This window comes from uncultured Eudoraea sp., from assembly GCF_947260015.1.
Taxonomy (GTDB): domain Bacteria; phylum Bacteroidota; class Bacteroidia; order Flavobacteriales; family Flavobacteriaceae; genus Eudoraea.
Window position 1 is genome coordinate 99,401 of record NZ_CAMYOM010000005.1, and the last position, 22,215, is coordinate 121,615.

The window sequence follows — 22,215 nt, forward strand, 5'->3', positions numbered from 1 at the left end:
CACATTTTTACAAGAAGAACTTTTTGGACAATGTCATTTTAATCGGAGATCATGTTTCAGTGTAAGATGCAACCCTCTCAAAATGAAAAAAGTAAATAATTTTATTTTTATTTAATCTAAATAAGCTTTTATCTTTTGAATTTAGTTGCTAATTTTGACAACTACATTTAACTCTATTTATAATTAGTCTAAATTAAATGAAGTGTTTTCTTGTCTTTCTCTTAACCGGTATTGTTCTGAATCTGTCCTATGGGCAATCAACCCGTCTCATTACTAAAGTCCAGGATTCTAACCTTATAAAACTGGAAGAAGTAGTGCTATCTGCCAATGCCATTCTGGGAAGCAAATTCCAGGCGAAGAACAGAACTGGCTCTGCCTACTATGTATCGCAACCTGAATTATTGAAATATAACTACACGGATATTAACCGGGTTTTACGATCTGTACCCGGAGTAACTCTTGTTGAAGAAGACGGATTTGGGTTACGTCCAAATATTAGTCTAAGGGGTACCTCTCCGGAAAGGAGCGCAAAGATTACTTTGATGGAAGATGGTGTACTAATTGCTCCTGCACCTTATAGTGCTCCGGCTGCTTATTATTTCCCATCAGTTGCCCGGATGAAGGCGGTAGAAATTCTTAAAGGCAGTAGCCAAGTTCAATACGGTCCTTTTACCACCGGTGGCGCCATAAATATGATTTCTTCAACAATTCCTGATTCTTTTCAAGCCTCATTATTGGCAAGTTATGGAAGTTATCATAGTGGAGAACTACATGTAAAATTAGGGGATACCAAAAAGCATTTTGGATATAGTGTTGAATATTTAAACTTTAATTCCGATGGTTTTAAAGATTTGGATAATGGCGGAAATACAGGTTTTGACAAAAATGATGTTGTTGCAAAGTTTAGACTAAATTCTGATCCGGAAGCCAAACTAAAGCATATTCTGGACATGAAATTCCAATATTCCGATGAGGATTCCAATGAAACATATGTTGGTCTTACTGATAATGATTTTGCAAATACCCCATTTAGGAGATATGCCGGGTCTCAGGAAGATGAAATGGTTAATGATCATATTCAGGTGGCCGCTACTTATGTATTGGATTTCAGCGATTATTTCCATATAACTACTACAGCTTATTACAACGGATTTGCCAGAAACTGGTATAAACTAGACGCCGTGACATTAAATGGAGATCGCAGAAGCCTTGCAAATATTCTTGAAGACCCTATAAACAATGAGGAATATTACAGCGTTATCTCAGGGAACCAGGACGAAGCGGCCGATGCCTTATTAGTAAAGGCCAATAATAGAAAATATGTTTCCAAAGGTATTCAGACGAAGTTTGATTACCATTGGAGTGGCGACAATACCTTTCATGATCTGGAATTAGGGGCTCGTTTTCATACTGACTTTGAAGATAGATTTCAATGGGTTGATAGTTATGGTATTAACGATGGTATCATGAACCTGACTACGGCGGGCACCCGAGGTACTGATGCCAATCGGATAAGTGATGCCAGTGCCTTCTCCAGTTATTTACTTTATAAACTTAAATACAAAAACCTTACCATTACCCCGGGATTAAGGTATGAGTCTATTTCACTGGGGCGAAAAGACTATGGTAAAAATGACGTCTCACGCCAGGGTATTGACCTCTCTACTCGTGAAAACCAAGTGTTCGTTTGGATTCCAGGAATAGGTTTCAATTATATTTTCAACCAGATATCGCTTTTTGGTGGTATTCACAAAGGGTTTTCGCCGCCAACAAGCAAAGAAGGTGAACAGCCGGAAGAAAGTGTCAATTATGAACTTGGATCCCGATTTACACTGGGAAGCTTTTCAGGAGAACTTGTAGGATTTTTTAATGATTATAGCAATCTTTTAGGAAGCGATCTGGCTGCTACCGGAGGCACTGGAAGTTTGGAACAGTTTAATGCCGGAGAAGTAAATGTGACAGGATTAGAAGTATTATTAAATTACAGTGCTTTAAATAACCACAAGAATCTAAGGCTTCCTATAACTTTTGCTTATACGCTCACCAATGCAGAATTCAGAAGTAGTTTTGACAGCCCCAATGATATCTGGGGAGAAGTTACTGTAGGAGATGAAATGCCCTATATCCCCAAACATCAGTTTAATGCCTTGATTTCTCTGGAGCATCCTTCCTATGAACTAAATCTCAGCGGAAGATACAATGGCTCTTTTAGAACCAAAGCCGGTAGTGGCAGGATTCCTGCCAATGAATTAGTACCATCCAGTTTTGTAATAGATTTATCGGCAAAGTATCATCTGAATGATCATTTCAGTATCAATGGGAGAATCATTAATCTATTGGATGAGACATATGCTGTATCCCGCGTCCCCGCAGGTTTGCGCCCAGGCCATCCTTTTGGAGGTTTTATTGGGGTCTTATTGCAATATTAATATCGAGAATAATACCGGCAAAGGAATTCAATTCTTATGAAAACTTTATTGGTAGTTGGAAAACAGCTCGGAAGCCTTATTATGTGCTGCTTCAAAGACCATCCAATTCACTCCCGTATCTACCTTTTTTTCAGTGAAATAAGACAACATTTTTTCAGTAGGCATATTTCCGGTTAATTCATCTTTGGCCATTGGACAGCCCCCAAACCCCCTTATCGCACCATCAAATCTGCGACAGCCTGCTTTATATGCCGCATCAACTTTTTCATGCCATCTGTTTGGTGTTGTATGCAAATGCGCTCCAAACTCAACATTCGGATATTTGGGAATTAAATGTGAAAATAAATAGTTAATATCTTCAGGGGTGGAGGTCCCAACTGTATCAGACAAGGACAATATCCGGGCTCCCATATTAGCCAATTTTTCTGCCCATTCTCCCACAACTTCTACACTCCATGGATCACCATATGGATTACCGAATCCCATAGATATATAAGTAACTACCTCTTTGTTAGTTGCATTTGCAATTTCAAGAATCTCATCCAGAACATCTGTGGATTGTGAGATTGTTTTATGCGTGTTACGCATTTGAAAGTTTTCTGAAATGGAAAATGGATAACCCATATAGTCAATCTCCGGGTTAACGCTTGCCTCATTTGCCCCTCGTACATTGGCTACAATAGCCAATAACTTACTCTTTGATTTGGACAGGTCTAAATTTGAAAGCACTTCAGCAGTATCTGCCATCTGTGGTATAGCCCGGGGTGAAACGAAACTCCCAAAATCTATAGTATCAAAACCACAACCCAGCAATGATTGAATGTATGCAATTTTCCTCTCAGTTGGAATAAAGTCTTTAATGCCTTGCATCGCATCTCTGGGACATTCAATAATCTTCACATTCTCGGGCATATTACTAATCTATTATTTACCAAAATTAGTGTTATTTATTCGAAAATAACAGGTAAATGCCTATGCCGGAAAAGACTACTATTTGTAACCACTTAAGAAATAATGCTATCCCCTTATGTCTTTTTATTTGTTCGGCAATAGACCCTGAAAGCAATGCAATTGAAGAAAAGATAAGGAATGTAACTATCATAAATATTAAACCAAGAACATAAAATTGAATTACCGTATCCAAATCTTCGCTAAAAAGAAATCCGGGAAAAAAAGCAAGAAAGAAAATAGTAACCTTCGGATTGAGTACATTCATTATAAAACCTTGTCTAAACAATTGACTCAAAGATTTTTTCGGAATCTCTGTACTGTCCAATTTAATATGCACATTGGTATTATAAACCTTATAAGCCAGGTAAAACAAGTAAAATGCTCCAAATAGTTTAATAACGAAAAATAACTGATCGTTTTCTTTAATTAATACCGAGACGCCAAATGCCAGGAAAGTAGTGTGAACAATACATCCGGTAATTAGACCGGCGGTAGTTGAAATGCCATATTTTATACCATTGGATATGCTTTGTGTTAAAACATAAATATTATCGGGTCCCGGTGATATGGCCAGCGCAGCCGTTGCCAGGATAAAAGCAGAAAGTATTTCGTAATTCAAGTTATGAATTTATGAGTATCATTGCTCAAAATACAAAAGTTTCCTGCTTTTCTTTATCTTACAAAAATTTTATTTATGAAAACTAAATTACTTTTAATAACAGCAGTCCTTGGCCTGGTGTCACTCAGCTTTACTTCCTTAAAAATGGATAAAAAATTAATTCAGACCAAAACGGAATTACAAAATACGAAGGACAGTGTTTTAAGACATGTGGTCCTTTTTAAGTTTAAGGAAGAAACGTCTGAGGAACAACTAGATTCTTTTGAAGAGGCTTTTGGAGCTTTAGCGGGTAAAATACCACAAATCTCTGATTTCGAATGGGGTTTAAACAATAGCCCGGAAGGACTGGATAAAGGATTTACACATTGCTTTTTTATCAGTTTTAAAAGTGAAAAAGATCGTGCAATATATTTACCACATCCAGATCATAAGGCGTTTGTCAGTCTTATAGGACCTTCGGTAGATGATGTAATGGTGGTTGATTATTGGACAAAATAATAGTCTGGATTGCCATTTTTAAGGTAAAGCATCACTAATCGAATTCAAGTGAAATTAAATAACCGCGTTTAGCTTTTGTCCAGAATGGCCTTATTTATTTTTTTTACCAGTGCCGGGCCCTCGTAAACAAATCCTGTCCATAGCTGAATTAAATCTGCACCTGCTTCTAGTTTTTCTAGGGCATCTTCTGCCGAATGAATTCCACCCACCCCAATTATTGGAAACGCCTTATTACTTCTTTCAGACAAGAATCGAATAACCTCTGTACTTCTGTTCGCAAGGGGTTTACCACTTAATCCTCCTTTTTCTTCCTTGAGATAGTAATCCGATTTCAAATTTTCTCTTGTTATAGTAGTATTAGTGGCAATTATCCCGGAAATCCGGGTGTCTTCCATAATTTGAATTATATCTAATAACTGGTCATTAGTAAGATCAGGTGCTATTTTTAAAAGAATTGGCTTCTCAATTACTTGTTTACTTTGTGAATATTTATGGTTTTCACGTTTTAATGCCATCAAAAGCGCGGTAAGAGGCTCCTTATCCTGTAATTCCCGAAGGCCCGGAGTATTTGGAGAACTTACATTCACCACAAAATAGTCGACATGATCAAAAAGTACATCAAAACATATTAAATAATCTTTGATTGCAAGCTGATTTGGAGTGATTTTGTTCTTACCAATATTGCCGCCTATTATAACATTGTGTTTTTTCTTTAAGTTTTCAACGGCTTCAAAAACTCCCAGGTTATTAAAGCCCATTCTGTTTATTATTGCCTGATCTGCTTTTAATCTGAAAAGTCTTTTTTTTGGATTACCAGCTTGTGGTTTAGGTGTTACAGTACCAATTTCAATAAAACCAAATCCAAAATTGGAGAGTTCGTTATATAAATTGGCATTCTTATCAAATCCGGCTGCAAGGCCTACAGGATTTTTAAATTTTATTCCAAAAACCTCTCGCTCCAAACGTTCGTCATCTATAAGATAAAGGAATCTGAAGAGACCAGAAAATCCAATTTTCGAGAGCAATTTAATAAACATAAATGAAAGGTGGTGTACTTTTTCCGGGTCCAAAAGGAATAGAAAAGGTCTGATGAGGAGCTTGTACATAATCTATAAAAACTTTGCTCAAAAATACAAACTTCCATTAGGTTAGCGCTCCATTACCAACTATTTCGACTTTTATGTAGTGTGAAATTCACTCCGGTGCGGAATCCTCCTTAGAAGTTAATCCTTTTAGTGGTCTGCGCACAGCCTCGAAACACAAACTAATATATCGTTGGTATTGATTTTCATTCAGTATACCCACTAATTTTTGATCGCATATTCTTGAATTGGCGATAATCTGTGCACGAAGTGGTTTAAATTTTTCAGCCAGAACTTGTAATTCCTCTTCGTTACTTTGCGGATGCTTGTCCAAAAGGACATCAATTTGTTCTTCAATTAATTCATTAGATTTATTCAATTCCTCAATCCAGCCTTCCATTTGTACTAACTGTTCTTCACTAAGCTGAAATACTTTAATAATGGTTTCTGTATCCTTACCACCAATACCCAAGGTACAGTCAACAGTTTGACCTACGCTTGTGAAGAAGATAAAAAACAGTAGAATAGAACAATAATTATTCAATTTCATGAGCACAAATCCTTTAAGGAATTTATTAAATAGACTTATATATAAACTATATTCTTTATCAAAAATTATACTTCCAGTCAATTTAACGCCAAAAACAAAAAAAGCTACCCAATAAGGTAGCTTTTTTAGTATTGCCATTGTATGGCTTATTTTAAAATGAAATTCACCCGGGCAAATAAGAATCTACCTCCAATACCAAACTGTTGTGCTCTACGAGACCAATCAAAACGACCGCTACTACGATTATTCCCACCGTCAGCCAAAACTTCGGCCGCCCTGTCGGGATAAGTGTCAAATAAGTTGTTTGCCCCGACTGTAAAGGTAAGTGAGGGTGTAGCTCTATAACTCACCGAAAGATCAGTTACAAATTTGGTACCAAAGACTTGTTGTCTATCTATATTTGTAGTTGCTTCAGTTACTTTTCCAAAATATACGCCTCTTAGAAAGAAGATCCATTTTTCTGAAGACAGATTAAACGTCAGGTTCACCTTTGTTCTTGGCACCGCTTCTTCCAGATAAACCCTGCTATCTTCAGGGAAGTAAGTATCTACCAAACCTGCGTCCTCAAGAACCTGAGATGCCTTTATCTCCCCTACCTGCTGCGTCTTAGAAAAAGTAGCTGCCAAAGATGAATTAAGCATCCATCCATCCCATACATTAGCCCTTTGGGTAACAACTAAATCAATACCTCTTGATTCTGTATCAATTGCATTAGCAAAAAATGAAGCTGCAGATGCATTTGCCTGTCTAAGCAGATTATCCAATTCCGTTCCGGTTCCAGGACCTTGAAATTGCCCCGTATATACAACCCTATCATTTATTCTAACAAAATACCCATCGCCAGTAATGGTAAGGTTAGCAGAAGGTATTTGAGCTGTTAAACCTATACTTACACTACTTGATGTTTCTTCTTTTAAACTTGGTATCCCAAGAAGATTGGCAGCCCTGCTATCATTGGAAAAAGTTCCCACCTCTTGAGGATTGCCATCTTGATCAAAAATAGTGGAAGTTGAATTAAAATATATCTGATGAAGAGATGGCGCTCTAAATCCAGTATTTACGGCACCCCTAATATTAATTTCATCAGTAATCTTAACTCTTGACGAGAGCTTGAAGTTAAAAGTAGATCCAAAATCACTGTAATTTTCGAAGCGAGCGGCTAAACTCACAAGTACATTTTCAGAAAAATCCGCTTCTAAATCAAAATATCCCGCAATACTGCTTCGGTCTCTCGATAATTCATTGTTAGGACTAAATCCCGGAAAAACCTGCGATCCGCCAGGCCTGGAATTTCCAAAGAAATCCTGTGACGGTTGCTGGGTAGCAAGTGTAATTACTTCTCCTGCACCCGTGTATTGAGCATAAGACGACTCCTGCCCGGCAACAATTTCATAATTCTCATAACGGTATTCTCCACCGAAAGCGACATTAAAACCACTAAAGATATCATCATAAAACTGGGTAACATCCAGGTTAGTTGTATTTTGTGCAAAGGAAAACCCACCCGCGTCAAAGCTAGTAGGTGATGCGCTCTGCAGGGAAGCATTAAAGGTATTTCCTATAGTATAAAGGAATGCATTCTTTCCATACGTATTACTGAAATCGACACTCCAATCGCCTACTTTTCCCTTGATACCTATTGCTATGGATTGATCTTTAATATTGGAATTTATTTCCGGTAAAAATCCGTTGATATATGCAGGGGTAAATGTTCTACTCTGATTAGGAAGTCTGTAAAAACCTGCAGAATTACCCGTTCTTGAGCTTATCCCCGCAAAAGAATATAGTTCTGTTCCATAGTCGTCCAGGGGAAGTGAAAAATTAGCGAAGAAACGACCACCCCTTAATGCGGACTGCCCCACTCTCATATTATAATCACTCCTTACTTGTCCCCTTGCTGTCAATTCAGCTTCTGTATTATCAACCCCGAGTATAGGCTGTAATTCTGCCTTAGTAGTAGCTCCCATTATATCAATTCCTGCAGCATTTGCGTATTGAATTACATCGGTAACATCGTCATCCAGTAATGCAGCTAGATCATAACCATCAGCGTTTGCAAATCGTTCTACAGTATTGTATTGATTAAATACATCACCTTCCCATTCTTTCATACGACTATAATCCTGACGAACATCAAAATCTCCTGAAAAATTTAAATATCCTCCTCTTTCACCCAAAGAAATTCCATAGCTGCCAGCTACATTAGTAGCTTCACCATCTGAACCTCCTGTTTGTTCATTGGCATTCTTTGAAAAATTCGCGCCGGTAGTTACGGTAAGGTTTAATTCACCTGACCCTTTATTAAGAATAATATTGATTACACCTGCAATAGCATCCGACCCATATTGAGCAGCAGCTCCATCTCTCAGTACCTCAACACGTTGTATTGAAGCCGCAGGAATAGAATTTAAATCTGTTCCTACACTTCCTCTCCCAAATGTGCCATTCACATTTACCAGTGAAGATGTATGTCTTCTTTTTCCATTAATCAAAACCAATACCTGATCAGGTCCTAAACCTCTGAGTGAGGCAGGATCTATATGGTCCGTTCCATCCGAAATGGTTTGTGTATTCGACGTAAATGACGGCGCTACATAATTTAAAATCTGATTTAAATTCACCTGAGGACCAACAGCTGCCAATTCCTTAACATCTATAACATCTACAGGAACCGTGCTCTCTGTAGCAACTCTGTTGGGGTTACGGGAACCTGTAATAATTACCTCACTCAATGCTAAACCGGAAACCAGGGTGATGTTCAGAATAGTACTATTTACCATAACTTCCAGAGGTTCATACCCAATAAAAGAAACGATTAACCTGTCACCAAGGATTGCATCAATTGTGTAGTTTCCATCAAAATCTGTTGTAGTACCAATGCTGGTACCTTTTTTTACAACTGAAGCTCCAACAAGCGGAACTCCCTGATCATCGCTGACCGTTCCACTTATCTGACCATTTGCAATGCAAATAGCGCCAAAAACGAGGACTAAAAAAACTAAGTAATACTGTTTCATATCTTATCCAATTTGAGTTAATATCTGCATAAGGTAGAAAAAACTTTGTTAAATACCCTTTAACTATACTTTTTTCATTTGGATTTTGAGCCAAGCAACTAATATTGTGCTCTTTGAGGCTTTAAAGTATTATTGTAATTTTGATAAAATTAACTAGCATGAAAAAAATTATTGACCGTTTTATTAGCTATGTAACTATAGATACTCAAAGTGATCCAAATTCAAATAGTACTCCTAGTACAGAAAAACAATGGGTGCTCGCCAATAAACTGACTGAAGAATTAAAACAAATTGGTCTGCAAGATGTGTCTATTGATAAGAACAGCTATATTATGGCTACCCTTCCTTCAAATATTAAAAAAGCGGTACCAACTGTTGGATTTATCTCACATTTTGATACAACACCCGATTTTTCAGGAACCAATGTAAGGCCTCGTTTGATACCTAATTATGACGGAAAGGACATCGTACTTAATAAGAAGAACAACATTGTGCTTTCCCCGGATTATTTTGATGATTTACTTCTTTACAAAGGACAAACCCTTATTGTTACGGATGGTACTACCCTGCTGGGAGCAGACGACAAAGCTGGTATTGCCGAAATAATCACAGCAATGGAGTATCTTATACAGCATCCGGAAATTAAGCATGGCCCTGTCCGTATTGGTTTTACGCCGGATGAGGAGATAGGGCGCGGAGCCCATAAATTTGATGTTAAAAAATTTAATGCAGATTGGGCATATACTATAGACGGGAGCCAGATAGGAGAATTGGAGTATGAGAATTTTAATGCAGCCGGAGCAAAAATTACGGCTATAGGTAAAAGTGTACATCCCGGATACGCAAAAGGAAAAATGGTAAATGCAATTGGCCTCATTAGTGAATTAATGAATTTATTGCCAAAAGAAGAAGTGCCGGAACAAACAGAAGGCCGGGAAGGATTTTTTCATATAAATCACCTCCGGGGCGAAATAGAAAAAGCAGAATTGGAACTCATAATAAGGGATCATGATCGGTCTTTATTTGAGAAGAGAAAAAAGTTATTAAAGAATATTGTCAATGAACTGAATGAAAAACATGGAGATTTCTTAACTGTTGAGATAACAGATCAATACTTCAATATGAGGGAAAAGATAGAACCGGTAATTCAAGTCGTTGAAATTGCCAAAAAGGCTATGGAAGTACTCGATATAGAACCAATCATAAAACCTATACGGGGTGGTACAGATGGTTCGCAACTTAGTTATATGGGCCTACCTTGTCCAAATATTTTTGCGGGGGGACATAATTTCCATGGAAAGTACGAATACGTACCAGTAGAAAGTATGCAAAAAGCAGTTGAGGTTATCGTGAAAATTTGCGAAATTGTAGGCAGCAAATAATTGGGAATATGGTAATAGCAGAAAAAATAGAATCCTATTATTCCAAAGATCAAAAATTCAGGGAGGGTATTGCCCGGCTAAGGGAGATTGCCTTGAAAACCCAATTGGTAGAAACTTATAAATGGGGCTCTCCTGTTTACACTATCGACAATAAAAATGTATTGGGGATATTAGCTTTTAAAAGTTATTTTGGCTTATGGTTTTTTAACGGAGTTTTCCTTAGTGATCCCAAGAGAGTTTTAGAAAATGCACAAGAAGGCAAAACAAAATCGATGAGGCATTGGAAATTTAAGGCAGTAAGCGATATAGATGAAGCAGGTGTTCTTGAATATATAAAGGAAGCTATCGCAAATCAAAAGAAAGGACTGGAATTAAAACCATCGCGAAAGACAGAAATAATTATTCCGAAACTATTATTGGACTCTTTGATAGAAAATACCAGACTGAACGAACAATTTAATGAACTTACTCCTTATAAGCAACGAGATTATTGCGAGTACATCGCAGAGGCAAAACAACAAAAGACAAAGGAATCGCGACTTGAAAAGATACTTCCAATGATTTCTAAAGGCCAGGGATTAAATGATAAATACAAATAAACTTATAGCTATTTATCCCTGTTAGTGCCCTTAAATTTCTGAAAAGGTCAACTTTATATATTGCTTATTTGTTATTGGGATAATTTCCAGCTATTATAGGAACAACTTACATCCACCCCAGATATGCCAAGGCTTTAACCCATCTGATTTCACCTAATTTTACGGAATGCTACTTCTCTGAATCTAGTTAACAATGAGCCTTCTCTAAATATAGCTTCTCCTTTATCTGTTCATATCATTATATATTGAGAAGATCAATACAAAGATTTTCAACTAATAGCCAGATCAAAAAAAACACCGGTAGCTACCGGTGTTTTTTAATGAAATTGTTTTTAACCCTATTTTTCCTTTGGCTTAACATTCAATTTGGCGCTCATTTCCATAGAAATGGATGATCTGTCAAATTTAAGCCTTCCGGCCATGGTCTCAATAATACAGGAAAAATCCTTATCATTCAAATCCACTACTTTACCGTGCAAGCCACTTTTAGTTACTATTTTATCACCTTTCTTTAATGCTTGCGCAAATTTCTTTTCATCTTTTTGACGTTTCATTTGAGGGCGTATCATAAAAAAATATGCCACGGCAAAGATTAGTATCATTGGAAGAAATTGTCCTATATCACCCATAATTTTTTGTTGAGTTTTGGATTACTTATTTAACTGGACCAAGAGCTGCTGAAGGTCCTCCTTCTTTAGGGTTAACAAATGCTTTAATTCTTAAAATTTCCTGCCCTTTTTCTGTATTTGCAGTAACGGTAATGGTCTTAGTAACCTGATTTTGGCCTGAACCATTAAACTTCACAAGAAGTTCACCTGTTTCACCCGGTGCAATAGGATCTTTAGGTGGATTGGGAACTGTACACCCACAACTACTGGTTGCATTTGTAATAATTAAGGGCGCACTACCTGTGTTTGTGAAATTGAAGATAGTCTCCTGTGGAGCACCTTGAGTGATGGTTCCGAAATCGTGTTCCGTTTTTTCAAAATTCATTACAGGTAGATTTTTTGCCTGCAAATCTCTTTCTGCTGCCACTTCAACATTTTCAGTATTTACCTTGCTCGAAGCATTTTCCTTACAAGAGCTAAGCACTAACGCTGCGGTTAAACCGAGGGCAATAAATAATCTTTTCATTTCAATATAAGTTTAAGATTTGCATGCAAAATTAAGGAATATTTGTTTATAATAACCCTCTCCCTGTTTTTTTCAATTTTCCATCAATCCTATATTCTTTTACCAATTTATCTAATATGCCATTAATAAAAATACTGCTCTTAGGTGTAGAATATTCTTTAGCAATTTCTAAATACTCGTTAATGGTGACTCGCTCGGGTATGGAAGAAAAACCAGTTAGCTCACAAATGGCCATCTTCAAAAGTATAGCATCTATATCTGCTATTCTATCCTTATCCCAATTGGGTGTTTTTATTTGAATTTCTTCTTCAAATTTTTTATTATTTAAGAGAGTTTTTGTTAATAATTGATTAGCAAAGACCATATCATCTGTGTCTTTTAAAAGCTTTGGCACAAAGAAGGATTGGCTATATTCTTTATTTACCTTCCTCAATTGTTTCAGTACAAAGGTATTTACCAAGGGGATGTCATCTACCCAGGTTAATTTATCATCCTCAAAATATTCATAAATTCTTTTTTTTATTTCATTAAACACAATTTTTACATAATCCTCGTGCAGATCCCAATTTTTCAATTTCCTTTTAACCAATTCATCCTGCAACAGCGAATTATTAACAATTTGCTTAAGTATTGCATTATTTAGAAACTTTTCCTTATTCGGATATTTTTCATCATTTTCACTCAAATATTTCTTAGCAGATAATCTGATGAAATTTTCCTCCATTCTATGGAGTTCTATTAGAAGACTTACAACAAGTAGATAGAGGATATAAGTGTTGTCAATACTTATTCGGAGGAAGTTTTTCTGTTTTTCTAATGATTCATCGTGCGATAAGGTTAAGGCATAAATGCATTGCATCACTTTTACCCTGATTTGCCTTCGTGTAAGCATTTTAAAGAACCTTGTGTTAAATTAGAAATACAAAACGCCGCAAAAATACTAATCTATTTTAAATCCAAACCTAATTATCAGTTTATCTTATAAGTTTTATAACATTTGTTTTGGGTCCAATCAGCTATATTTGTCCTTTGCTTAAACCCTATTTGCATTACCAGCCATTTTAATGAAAGAACTCAGGCACTTAGACAAATACTTCAAAAAATATTGGTTTAAATTACTCATCGGCATAATTATCACCATTATTGCCAGGATATTTCAATTGGTAATGCCTTCCTATGTAAAAAAATCCATAGAAGTTGTTGAAAATTATGTGGCTTCACAAATTACAGAACCCCAGGCAAGAGACTTGCTTTTGGAATACATCCTTATCATCGTTGGGGCAGCTTTATTATCGGGATTCTTTACTTTTTTAATGCGACAGACCATCATAAATGTATCGCGATATATTGAATACGATTTAAAAAATGAAGTTTTCGATCATTACCAACTTTTAAGTTTAAATTTTTATAAAAAGAACCGAACTGGTGACCTGATGAACAGGATAAGTGAGGATGTTGGGCAGGTTAGGCTTTATACCGGACCTGCAATAATGTATGGAATTCAGACACTCACCTTATTCGTTTGTCTCATACCTTTAATGTTTATTAAGGCTCCAACCATTGCATTTTATTCCTTATTACCCCTGCCTATACTTTCTGTTTTGATATACCAGATAAGTAAAATTATTCATAAACGAAGTACCAAAGTTCAGGAATACCTGTCCACTTTGTCAACCTTTGCCCAGGAATCCTTTTCTGGAATATCAGTTATGAAGGCATATAGCCTGGAACCTCAGATAAATAGTGAAGTGGTTGTGCTTGCTAATGAGGGAAAGGAGAAAAGCATGGACTTAGCCAAAGTGAACGCCTGGTTTTTTCCCTTGATGATCCTGTTAATTGGTATCAGCAACATTTTTGTTATTTATGTGGGAGGTAAGCAATATATTAATGGCGAAATTTCATCTATTGGTACCATAGCAGAATTCATACTTTATGTAAATATGCTTACCTGGCCGGTAGCCGTTGTAGGGTGGTTAACATCTATTGTTCAGCGCGCCGAAGCTTCTCAAAAAAGGATAAATGAGTTCTTAAAGGAACAACCCGAGATAAGAAATGAAGTTTTAGAAGATACCCCGATTAAGGGCGCAATAGAATTCAAGAATGTCACATTTACTTATGACGACACTAACATTACCGCACTTAACGATATATCTTTCACCATTAGTGAAGGTGAAACAGTTGCTATAATAGGAAAAACCGGCTCAGGAAAATCCACTATCCTGGATCTGATTGCCAGGCTATATGACAGCTCTTCAGGTGAGATTTTAATTGACAATGTCCCGGTTCAAAAATTAAATTTACTTAGCCTGAGAGAATCTATAGGTGCCGTTCCGCAAGATGCATTTCTTTTTTCTGATACCATAAAAAATAACATTAAATTCGGGAAGGAGGACGCATCCGAAAATGAAATTTTAGAAGTGGCCCGAAAGGCTGCTGTGCATGAAAACATCATGGGCTTTTCTAAAAAGTATGATACAATTCTGGGCGAAAGGGGAATAACCCTTAGCGGAGGTCAAAAACAGCGTGTTTCAATTGCCAGGGCTCTACTAAAAGATCCCATGATATATCTGTTCGATGATTGCCTGTCTGCTGTGGACACTGAGACTGAAGAAGAAATATTACAAAACTTAAAACAAGCTTCACATCTAAGGACCACCCTTATCGTAAGTCATCGTGTTTCTTCGGCCAAAAATGCCGATAAGATTATAGTCTTGGAAGACGGAAAGGTGCTCCAAGAAGGCACTCACAATGAATTGATAGAAGTAAACGGTTATTACAAGGAGCTATATATCAATCAACTATCAGCGAAAGAAATCTAGAAAAATCTTGCTGGATACGCTTTTTTTGCCCATTTTTGAATATATTTTAGCTTTAAATACTAACTAGATATTTAACAAATGAGCGATAAAGATTTCATGGATCAGGAAGAAATTTTCTCAAAAGTTTTAAGAGCTGGGAGAAGGACATATTTTTTTGATGTTAGGAGTACAAAGGCAGAAGATTATTATCTGACCATTACGGAGAGTAAAAAGTTTACGCATGATGATGGCTCCTTTCATTATAAGAAACACAAAATTTATCTCTATAAAGAAGACTTTCAATCATTTAGAGAGATCATGGAAGAAATGATGGACTATATAATTAACGAGAAAGGGCATGAAGTCATCTCAGAAAGACATCAAAAGGACTTCAAAAAGGAAGAGCCGGGTCAGAATGGTGAGATTTCTTCCAAAGATAAATTCACAGATTTAGATTTTGATGAACTCTAAAACTCTAATCAATTAAACAACTCAACGATCCTTGTATTCAAAGATCGTTTTTTTATGCCCTGAAGCCCGGGGTATATCATTCAGACAAAAGCAGGATTACCTTTGGGAATAATTTACTAGCCGATATTCGTGGATAAACAAAACTGTTCTTACCTCATTAATTTTGGATACAAAAATGATCAAATATCCCTTTATGGAAATACTAACCTTAATATTAAACCAGATAACAATTAATAGTTGTTGTAATTAGTGTTAACGATATCGCTTTCTATTTGCTATATAAATGCTAACTTTAGTCCTCTCTAAAAAATCTTTAAAAGATGGCAAGAACACCAAGCAATATGTTGCCTTTAGGTACAATTGCCCCTAATTTTACTTTACCGGATACCACAAATGACAAAATTGTCAGTCTTAATCAAATAAATGGGGAAAAAGGTACGGTGATCATGTTTATCTGTAATCATTGTCCTTTTGTTAAACACCTAAATTCTACAATAGTACAATTGGCAGTTACTTACCAATCTAAGGGAATAGCTTTTATAGCTATCTCTAGTAATGATGTGGTAAATTATCCTCAGGATGCCCCCGAACTTATGAAACAAACAGCATTACAAGAAAGATATAGTTTTCCGTATTTATTTGATGAGTCACAGGAAGTGGCCATGGCATATGAGGCCGCATGTACTCCGGATTTTTATCTTTTTGACCAAAACCTAAGACTTGTTTATAGGGGCCAATTAGACGATTCCAGACCAGGAAATGGGATTCCCTCAACCGGATTGGATCTAAGTAATGCTATAGAGGCTTTGTTAAACAATAAACCAATAAATCCGATTCAAAAACCGAGTATAGGTTGTAATATAAAATGGAAATAAAATTTGAAGCCGTAACAAGTGAAACCTGTGAGCTCTATTGTAAACTAGGAATAAAGGCATACAAAGAGCACTATTTGCACTTATGGGAAAATAATGATCCTACTCCTTACATTGAAGAAAGCTTTACCTTAGATGTGGTAAGACATGAATTGAAAGATAATTCATCATCTCTTTGTCTAATCTATAAGGGAGATACAGCGGTTGGCATTCTTAAACTTATCAATGGTGCTCCAATAAAACAATATAATTCAAAGGAAGCCATATTACTCGAAAAAATATATATCTTAAATGAATTCTCAGGCTTTGGGATAGGGAGCCTTGCACTGCGTTGGGTTGAAAAATACTGCCTAAATTCTAACAAACAACTAATTTGGTTGGAAACTATGCAAATAGGGCCAGCATTGAAATTCTATCTTAAAAACGGATATAATATCCTAAAAATAAAGCAATTGAAATTTGATCAGGTTTTGGACAAACAAAAGCCGATGTTCGTACTAATGAAAAAAGTAAAAAAACCTCAGTTTATTAGTTGAGATTTATTTACTCTGCCCTTTCAATTCCAACCCTCTCTTTGTAAAAGATTTTTAATATGGCTGTAATGATGGTTACCATGCCAGACATATCGACCAATATTTTCTACAATTGTAGTTGATTCTTTACTCTCTGGATGTATAAAACTACTTTTCAAATCTGAAGAAGAAAGCCCTTTAAGTAAATATACCAATTTGGCATGTACTGCTCTGAGATGATTTAGCGATAATTCTACAGGGGCCGTCCGTGTATCAAAAAGCTCTGCCCATTCCTTTTCAAGATAGGGTTTTATTATAGGAGTTTCTTCTGTTAATGCCCACTTAAAGCGAATATAGCTATGGTTGTGGCTATCGGCAACGTGATGAACAACCTGTCGCACAGTCCACCCGCCAGGTCTATAGGGAGTTTCTAATTGAGTATTTGACAATTCATTTACCAGTAATTCCAATCTATTTGGGTAATGTTCCAAAATATTAATCCATTCAGAAACTTGCTCTGCAGAAATTGAAGAAGGCACTTCAAATTTACCAATGGGATACCGCAATGCATCCAGTTCTATTTTTTCCATATTTCAAAAATAGTGATTTTGATTTCCTGTAACCAAGCTCAACATTTATAGCATTTTTTTGTTTTCAGAAGTCAGGACTGTTTAATTCACTAAACTTTAATAGATATTTAACCTGATATTGACCAAAATCATTTCATTAACTACTAATTTTATACACTTTTAAATTTCAACTTAAAAAAATTAAATATGGCTACAATTCGATTGGGTGACATTGCCCCTGATTTTACTGCTGAAAGCTCTTTAGGAACAATTAATCTTTATAATTATTTAGGTGACGGATGGGGTATTCTTTTTTCGCATCCAGCTGACTTCACCCCTGTTTGTACAACTGAACTTGGGACAGCTTCTAAATTTAAAGCAGAATTTGACAAACGAAATGTAAAGATGTTAGCCCTTAGTGTTGATGGTAAAGATTCCCACAATGAATGGATAAAGGATATTAATGAGACACAAAATACAACGGTTAACTTTCCTATAATTGCGGATGAGGACAAGAAAGTTTCCTCATTATATGATATGATACATCCTAATGCCGACAATAATCTTACGGTGCGTTCGGTATACATAATAGCTCCGGATAAGACGGTTAAACTTATTATTACCTACCCTGCTTCTACCGGTCGTAATTTTCACGAATTATTAAGGGTCATAGATTCTCTGCATCTAACTGCCTATCACAAAGTGGCTACTCCGGCCAACTGGAACCATGGGGAGGATGTAGTAGTAAGTCCATCTATATCAACTGATGAAGCACGAGATATGTTTATCAAAGGAGTAGAAGAAATTAAACCTTACTTACGAATGACACCGGATCCTACGGCGGTATAAATGAACTTTAGTATGAATATTAGCCTTCTGATCACAGGAGGCTTTTTTTTTCTAATTATAAGACTATAAAATTGGTTGATCCCAACCCTAACTTTTTGAAAGTTTGGATGCTGTGAACCCGAATACAGAAATGATTAACAAATGTTGATATCTAACTAAGGTTAGGCTTGGTCTTTTGTTCAACCTTCTTTAATTTTATAATTAGATTATACAATATGACATTCCCCCTTTTTGTAAACAACTCCATGAAATAATTTAATAAATGGTTAACAGGTAGGGTTTTCAACCACAAAGGTGTTATATAAGTAAGAAGGTTCCCCATTAAATAACCTTAATAAGTTACTATGTCTATTTTTTTTGTAATCCTCTTCTTTTTACTGGCTATCAATTTAATTCTACTTGTTTTTAGTGCAAACAGGGTTAAATAAAAAACTTCTTTCAAAAAATTGAAAGAAGTTTTACTTAATTATATAGAGCTATCGAAGGTCTCTACTTCTCTAGTATTTTTATAAGAATATGATTATTTATTTAACTTCCATAAGCTCAACATCAAAAACCAGCGTAGCATTAGGAGGTATTACACCCCCGGCACCAGCACTCCCGTAACCAAGTTCAGATGGAATTACAAAACGTGCCTTATCACCAACTTTTAACATACTAATTCCTTCATCCCATCCAGGTATTACCTGTCCTGTTCCCAATTGAAAATCAATAGGCTGTTTGCGCTGGTAGGACGAATCAAATACTTGTCCGTTAGTCAATGAACCTTCATAATGAACAGAAACAGTATTTCCTTTTGTTGCTTTATTACCATCTCCATTTTTAAGAATCTTGTAACGAAGTCCACTGTTTGTTTTATCAAATCCAGAAGCAACTTTTTCCAATTCTGCCTCTGCTTTGTTCTTTTCTTCCTGTAATCTAATTTCCCCTGAACTTTCAAAGGACTTAAAGGCTTCAACCGCATTCCATGATTCTGCTTTGCTTCCAACACGAACAATCTCCAGGCTATTAATAGAATCTCCCTGAGCAATTTCATCAACAACCTTCTGTCCTTCAATAACATTTCCAAAAACGGTGTGTTTATTATCTAACCATGGCGTAGCGATATGTGTAATAAAGAACTGACTGCCGTTTGTGCCGGGACCTGCATTAGCCATAGAGAGCACTCCTGGTCCTGCATGATTTAAATCCGGGTGAAATTCGTCATCAAATTTATAACCGGGATCTCCTGTTCCGGTTCCCTGAGGACAACCACCTTGAATCATAAAATCCGGGATTACCCTGTGAAAACTAAGTCCGTCATAATAAGGTGTGTTTTTTGGTTTGGCACTATTTTCCAGGTTTCCTTCAGCCAATGCTACAAAATTACCTACGGTACCAGGGGTTTTATCATAAGCTAACTTTACAGTTATTTCTCCTTTTGAAGTATTGAATTTTGCGTAAATTCCGTCTTGCATATCTCATTTTTTTAATAAGCTGCAAATGTAATAAATTTATATTTACAGGTGCTCATTTTGGCCTTCTTATAACCTGCATTTGGGGGTAATATAGAAATAGTAGCTTGGTACTATTTACCTCCTTCAATATTTGTTGAACTTGTACCATATTTATCAAATAAGTATACCAAACTAGCCATTGTGGCAGCACCAAGTTCAAGTTCACGTCTATTAACATGTTCAAATGTATCAATCTCAGCATGATGATGGTCGAAATACCGCTGTGAATCGGGTCGCAATCCCGCAAGTACAATTTGGTCATTTTTTAAAGGACCAATATCCGCACCGCTTCCTCCTTTCTCAAACAAATGAATTAGATATGGCTCAAAAAGAGGTTTCCATTGTAAAATTTTGGCAAAATCCGTTTCCTGGCAGTCAAAAGAAAAACCTCTGGGTGTAAAGCCCCCTGAATCACTTTCCAACGCAAATACATGTTTCTCTTTTTTGTTTAATGCAATCTCCGCGTAGGTAGTTGCACCTCTTAAACCGTTTTCTTCATTCATAAAAAGTACCACACGGATTGTTCGCTTAGGTGCATATCCCGTTATTCTCAATAACCGAAGAACTTCCATACTCTGAACACAGCCGGCACCATCATCATGGGAACCATCACCAAGATCCCAGGAGTCAAGATGTCCACCAACTACTATAATTTCTTCGGGATATGTGCTGCCCTTTATCTCTCCTATAACATTATAGGATTGAACATCCTGCATTTGCCTGCAATTTTGCTTAAAATAAAATTTTATCCCCGGATTAAGTTGTAATGTAGTGCTTAACAATTCAGCACCGTTGGTACTTATTGCGGCGGCAGGAATTCTATTATTTAAAGGAATTTCCCCATAACTCATCAGTCCGGTATGAGGATAATCATCCAGACGAAGGCTCATAGAACGAACAATAACCCCTACTGCTCCATATTTTGAAGCTTCTTTAGCCCCGGAATACCTTTGATCCACGCTTGCAGAATATGACTCAAATGTTTTAATTTTCGCCGGATCCATAGGGCGATTGTAAAAGACAATTTTACCTTCAATTTTACTTCGCCCGAGCTTTTCCAATTCTTCAATACCACTTACTTCAATAACATTTGCCTTGATGCCACCAGAAGGGGTGGCAACGGACCCACCCAATGCACAAATGGGCACATTATTGGTAATTCCCGGTTTACTTTCAATATAGGCAAATTCAGGTACTCCTCTAACCCATTTAGGAACCATTACGGGTTGTAACCACACCCGATCCAGTCCGAGGGAATCCAATTTTTGTTTGGTATACTTCACTGCCAGTTCAGCCTGCACAGAACCTGAAAGTCGACCTCCTATCTGATTGGATAAATAATTCAACCAATTATAAGCCTTACCTTGAGTAAGCGATGTATTGTAAATTGCTTTAAACTGTTCTTTGTCATCCGTTTGGGACCAGACAGTTCCAACCATTAATAGAAGTAGTAGGCATAAATTTTTCATTCTTCTTTCTCTAATTGGGATTTATAGGTTTCAATATTAGCCTTTATTTTATCATCAAGCTCTGGTTCCTTAATATCTTTGTATTTTTTTAACGATTCCAGCAATATACTAGCTACTATTAATCTCGAAGCATTCTTATCATCAGCGGGAATAACAAACCACGGTGCATTGGTTTTAGACGTTCTATTAATGGCTTCCTCATAGCAATTCTGATAATTATCCCAAAGATTGCGCTCTTTTAGATCACCAGGTGAGAATTTCCAATTCTTATCTTGCAGCCGCAATCTTCTCAATAAGCGCTGTCTTTGTTCTTCTTTAGAAATGTTTAAAAAGAATTTGAATACAAGGGTACCATTTTCCGTGATATGGCGCTCAAAATCAATAATCTGTTTATATCGTTTGTCCCAAAATGATTTATCAATATCTGCCACCGAATTTATATTTGGAATATTCTCGTTTAAAATATACTCAGGATGGACCTTAGTTACCAAAACATTTTCATAATGGGTTCTGTTAAATACTCCAAATTTTCCTTTTGGTGGGAGTGCAATATAGTGTCTCCAAATATAATCATGATCCAGTTCAAGTTCCGTCGGTACCTTAAAGCTATGAACAACCACTCCTCTAACATTGCAATCTTTAAACACCTCACGAATAAGGCTATCCTTACCTGAGGTATCCATCCCCTGAAAACAAATCAGGACGGCATATTTGCCATGTGCGTATAGCTTATTTTGAAAATCACCTAAATCTTCACGCAATTTTTCAAGTTTTTTTTTGAGTTTCTTTTCTGTACTTTCAAGATTTTCCAAAGTATTGAGATCTGCTAATTTTATTTCGGAAACTATCTTGTAGGCCGCTATATCGATTTTCTTCATGAGTTGAATATATAATATTTTGTTGTCCTAAAAAAGGCTC

At 36.4% G+C, this 22,215-nt stretch carries 21 protein-coding genes; 9 read left to right on the forward strand and 12 right to left on the reverse strand.

The genetic code is table 11. From position 1 onward, the window contains the following. Positions 1 to 197 precede the first annotated feature (197 nt). Positions 198 to 2,429, forward strand: coding sequence for a TonB-dependent receptor (locus Q0X66_RS04220; protein ID WP_297703518.1), 2,232 nt, complete (start codon positions 198 to 200; stop codon positions 2,427 to 2,429). Between the two features lie 45 nt (positions 2,430 to 2,474). On the opposite strand, the gene Q0X66_RS04225 is transcribed toward Q0X66_RS04220, so the two are convergent. Next, complete coding sequence (locus tag Q0X66_RS04225) at positions 2,475 to 3,341, reverse strand: hydroxymethylglutaryl-CoA lyase (protein WP_297703520.1); 867 nt, start codon at positions 3,339 to 3,341, stop codon at positions 2,475 to 2,477. A gap of 31 nt (positions 3,342 to 3,372) precedes the next feature. Further along, positions 3,373 to 3,999: a LysE family translocator gene (locus Q0X66_RS04230; protein ID WP_297703522.1), complete on the reverse strand. Its 627-nt coding sequence runs from the start codon at positions 3,997 to 3,999 to the stop codon at positions 3,373 to 3,375. A 75-nt stretch (positions 4,000 to 4,074) separates the two neighbouring features. Here Q0X66_RS04230 and Q0X66_RS04235 point away from each other — a divergent pair, with 75 nt between their 5' ends. After that, positions 4,075 to 4,497, forward strand: coding sequence for a Dabb family protein (locus tag Q0X66_RS04235; protein WP_297703523.1), 423 nt, complete (start codon positions 4,075 to 4,077; stop codon positions 4,495 to 4,497). A gap of 68 nt (positions 4,498 to 4,565) precedes the next feature. On the opposite strand, the gene Q0X66_RS04240 is transcribed toward Q0X66_RS04235, so the two are convergent. The 3 genes from Q0X66_RS04240 to Q0X66_RS04250 form a co-directional block, all read right to left on the reverse strand. Beyond that, positions 4,566 to 5,603 carry a quinone-dependent dihydroorotate dehydrogenase gene (locus Q0X66_RS04240; protein WP_297703525.1) on the reverse strand — a complete coding sequence of 346 codons (1,038 nt, stop codon included), beginning with the start codon at positions 5,601 to 5,603 and terminating at the stop codon, positions 4,566 to 4,568. A gap of 88 nt (positions 5,604 to 5,691) precedes the next feature. After that, positions 5,692 to 6,267 (reverse strand): hypothetical protein, encoded by a 576-nt coding sequence (locus Q0X66_RS04245; RefSeq protein WP_297703527.1) that lies wholly within the window; start codon positions 6,265 to 6,267, stop codon positions 5,692 to 5,694. 8 nt (positions 6,268 to 6,275) lie between these two features. Beyond that, positions 6,276 to 9,146, reverse strand: a complete 2,871-nt coding sequence (locus Q0X66_RS04250) for a TonB-dependent receptor (protein ID WP_297703529.1) — start codon at positions 9,144 to 9,146, stop codon at positions 6,276 to 6,278. Positions 9,147 to 9,304: 158 nt separating this feature from the next. On the opposite strand from Q0X66_RS04250, the gene pepT reads away from it, so the two are divergent. Together pepT and Q0X66_RS04260 are read left to right on the forward strand one after the other, a co-directional pair. Next, positions 9,305 to 10,528 (forward strand): peptidase T, encoded by a 1,224-nt coding sequence (gene pepT / locus Q0X66_RS04255; RefSeq protein ID WP_297703531.1) that lies wholly within the window; start codon positions 9,305 to 9,307, stop codon positions 10,526 to 10,528. Positions 10,529 to 10,536: 8 nt separating this feature from the next. Beyond that, positions 10,537 to 11,127, forward strand: coding sequence for a DUF1801 domain-containing protein (locus Q0X66_RS04260; RefSeq protein WP_297703533.1), 591 nt, complete (start codon positions 10,537 to 10,539; stop codon positions 11,125 to 11,127). A 338-nt stretch (positions 11,128 to 11,465) separates the two neighbouring features. Here the strand turns inward: Q0X66_RS04260 and yajC are convergent, their stop codons facing one another. The 3 genes from yajC to nusB are packed head-to-tail and all read right to left on the reverse strand — an operon-like array spanning position 11,466 to position 13,153. Then, positions 11,466 to 11,756 carry a preprotein translocase subunit YajC gene (yajC, locus tag Q0X66_RS04265; protein ID WP_297703535.1) on the reverse strand — a complete coding sequence of 97 codons (291 nt, stop codon included), beginning with the start codon at positions 11,754 to 11,756 and terminating at the stop codon, positions 11,466 to 11,468. A 25-nt stretch (positions 11,757 to 11,781) separates the two neighbouring features. Continuing rightward, positions 11,782 to 12,261, reverse strand: coding sequence for a DUF1573 domain-containing protein (locus Q0X66_RS04270; protein ID WP_297703537.1), 480 nt, complete (start codon positions 12,259 to 12,261; stop codon positions 11,782 to 11,784). Positions 12,262 to 12,307: 46 nt separating this feature from the next. Further along, positions 12,308 to 13,153, reverse strand: a complete 846-nt coding sequence (gene nusB, locus Q0X66_RS04275) for a transcription antitermination factor NusB (protein ID WP_297703539.1) — start codon at positions 13,151 to 13,153, stop codon at positions 12,308 to 12,310. A 172-nt stretch (positions 13,154 to 13,325) separates the two neighbouring features. On the opposite strand from nusB, the gene Q0X66_RS04280 reads away from it, so the two are divergent. The 4 genes from Q0X66_RS04280 to Q0X66_RS04295 all read left to right on the forward strand — a co-directional run bounded on the left by Q0X66_RS04280 (position 13,326) and on the right by Q0X66_RS04295 (position 16,938). Further along, positions 13,326 to 15,080 carry an ABC transporter ATP-binding protein gene (locus tag Q0X66_RS04280; protein WP_297703541.1) on the forward strand — a complete coding sequence of 585 codons (1,755 nt, stop codon included), beginning with the start codon at positions 13,326 to 13,328 and terminating at the stop codon, positions 15,078 to 15,080. A gap of 78 nt (positions 15,081 to 15,158) precedes the next feature. Further along, positions 15,159 to 15,530: a PUR family DNA/RNA-binding protein gene (locus Q0X66_RS04285; protein WP_297703544.1), complete on the forward strand. Its 372-nt coding sequence runs from the start codon at positions 15,159 to 15,161 to the stop codon at positions 15,528 to 15,530. A gap of 320 nt (positions 15,531 to 15,850) precedes the next feature. Further along, a complete protein-coding gene (locus tag Q0X66_RS04290) occupies positions 15,851 to 16,405 on the forward strand; it encodes a thioredoxin family protein (RefSeq protein WP_297703546.1) in 555 nt (184 codons plus the stop codon). Continuing rightward, positions 16,396 to 16,938 carry a GNAT family N-acetyltransferase gene (locus Q0X66_RS04295; protein ID WP_297703548.1) on the forward strand — a complete coding sequence of 181 codons (543 nt, stop codon included), beginning with the start codon at positions 16,396 to 16,398 and terminating at the stop codon, positions 16,936 to 16,938. The genes Q0X66_RS04290 and Q0X66_RS04295 overlap by 10 nt, the downstream gene beginning before the upstream one ends. 20 nt (positions 16,939 to 16,958) lie before the next feature. Here Q0X66_RS04295 and Q0X66_RS04300 read toward each other — a convergent pair whose 3' ends face one another. Beyond that, positions 16,959 to 17,504: a YfiT family bacillithiol transferase gene (locus Q0X66_RS04300; RefSeq protein ID WP_297703550.1), complete on the reverse strand. Its 546-nt coding sequence runs from the start codon at positions 17,502 to 17,504 to the stop codon at positions 16,959 to 16,961. Positions 17,505 to 17,690: 186 nt separating this feature from the next. Here Q0X66_RS04300 and Q0X66_RS04305 point away from each other — a divergent pair, with 186 nt between their 5' ends. Continuing rightward, on the forward strand, positions 17,691 to 18,332 hold the full coding sequence (locus Q0X66_RS04305; protein WP_297703552.1) for a peroxiredoxin: 642 nt from the start codon (positions 17,691 to 17,693) through the stop codon (positions 18,330 to 18,332). 524 nt (positions 18,333 to 18,856) lie between these two features. Here the strand turns inward: Q0X66_RS04305 and Q0X66_RS04310 are convergent. The 3 genes from Q0X66_RS04310 to Q0X66_RS04320 form a co-directional block, all read right to left on the reverse strand. Then, a complete protein-coding gene (locus Q0X66_RS04310) occupies positions 18,857 to 19,789 on the reverse strand; it encodes a peptidylprolyl isomerase (protein WP_297703554.1) in 933 nt (310 codons plus the stop codon). 110 nt (positions 19,790 to 19,899) lie between these two features. Continuing rightward, a complete protein-coding gene (locus Q0X66_RS04315; RefSeq protein WP_297703556.1) occupies positions 19,900 to 21,297 on the reverse strand; it encodes a M20/M25/M40 family metallo-hydrolase in 1,398 nt (465 codons plus the stop codon). Continuing rightward, a complete protein-coding gene (locus tag Q0X66_RS04320; RefSeq protein ID WP_297703558.1) occupies positions 21,294 to 22,175 on the reverse strand; it encodes a PPK2 family polyphosphate kinase in 882 nt (293 codons plus the stop codon). The genes Q0X66_RS04315 and Q0X66_RS04320 overlap by 4 nt, the downstream gene beginning before the upstream one ends. Positions 22,176 to 22,215 lie beyond the last annotated feature (40 nt).

What these genes read in the sequence shown, in the direction of transcription:
- Q0X66_RS04220 (WP_297703518.1), top strand. Translation starts at nt 198, where the DNA reads ATGAAGTGTTTTCTTGTCTTTCTCTTAACCGGTATTGTTCTGAATCTG.
- Q0X66_RS04225 (WP_297703520.1), bottom strand. Translation starts at nt 3,341, where the DNA reads ATGCCCGAGAATGTGAAGATTATTGAATGTCCCAGAGATGCGATGCAA.
- Q0X66_RS04235 (WP_297703523.1), top strand. Translation starts at nt 4,075, where the DNA reads ATGAAAACTAAATTACTTTTAATAACAGCAGTCCTTGGCCTGGTGTCA.
- Q0X66_RS04240 (WP_297703525.1), bottom strand. Translation starts at nt 5,603, where the DNA reads ATGTACAAGCTCCTCATCAGACCTTTTCTATTCCTTTTGGACCCGGAA.
- Q0X66_RS04245 (WP_297703527.1), bottom strand. Translation starts at nt 6,267, where the DNA reads ATGGCAATACTAAAAAAGCTACCTTATTGGGTAGCTTTTTTTGTTTTT.
- Q0X66_RS04250 (WP_297703529.1), bottom strand. Translation starts at nt 9,146, where the DNA reads ATGAAACAGTATTACTTAGTTTTTTTAGTCCTCGTTTTTGGCGCTATT.
- pepT (WP_297703531.1), top strand. Translation starts at nt 9,305, where the DNA reads ATGAAAAAAATTATTGACCGTTTTATTAGCTATGTAACTATAGATACT.
- Q0X66_RS04260 (WP_297703533.1), top strand. Translation starts at nt 10,537, where the DNA reads ATGGTAATAGCAGAAAAAATAGAATCCTATTATTCCAAAGATCAAAAA.
- yajC (WP_297703535.1), bottom strand. Translation starts at nt 11,756, where the DNA reads ATGGGTGATATAGGACAATTTCTTCCAATGATACTAATCTTTGCCGTG.
- Q0X66_RS04270 (WP_297703537.1), bottom strand. Translation starts at nt 12,261, where the DNA reads ATGAAAAGATTATTTATTGCCCTCGGTTTAACCGCAGCGTTAGTGCTT.
- nusB (WP_297703539.1), bottom strand. Translation starts at nt 13,153, where the DNA reads ATGCTTACACGAAGGCAAATCAGGGTAAAAGTGATGCAATGCATTTAT.
- Q0X66_RS04280 (WP_297703541.1), top strand. Translation starts at nt 13,326, where the DNA reads ATGAAAGAACTCAGGCACTTAGACAAATACTTCAAAAAATATTGGTTT.
- Q0X66_RS04285 (WP_297703544.1), top strand. Translation starts at nt 15,159, where the DNA reads ATGAGCGATAAAGATTTCATGGATCAGGAAGAAATTTTCTCAAAAGTT.
- Q0X66_RS04290 (WP_297703546.1), top strand. Translation starts at nt 15,851, where the DNA reads ATGGCAAGAACACCAAGCAATATGTTGCCTTTAGGTACAATTGCCCCT.
- Q0X66_RS04295 (WP_297703548.1), top strand. Translation starts at nt 16,396, where the DNA reads ATGGAAATAAAATTTGAAGCCGTAACAAGTGAAACCTGTGAGCTCTAT.
- Q0X66_RS04300 (WP_297703550.1), bottom strand. Translation starts at nt 17,504, where the DNA reads ATGGAAAAAATAGAACTGGATGCATTGCGGTATCCCATTGGTAAATTT.
- Q0X66_RS04305 (WP_297703552.1), top strand. Translation starts at nt 17,691, where the DNA reads ATGGCTACAATTCGATTGGGTGACATTGCCCCTGATTTTACTGCTGAA.
- Q0X66_RS04310 (WP_297703554.1), bottom strand. Translation starts at nt 19,789, where the DNA reads ATGCAAGACGGAATTTACGCAAAATTCAATACTTCAAAAGGAGAAATA.
- Q0X66_RS04315 (WP_297703556.1), bottom strand. Translation starts at nt 21,297, where the DNA reads ATGAAAAATTTATGCCTACTACTTCTATTAATGGTTGGAACTGTCTGG.
- Q0X66_RS04320 (WP_297703558.1), bottom strand. Translation starts at nt 22,175, where the DNA reads ATGAAGAAAATCGATATAGCGGCCTACAAGATAGTTTCCGAAATAAAA.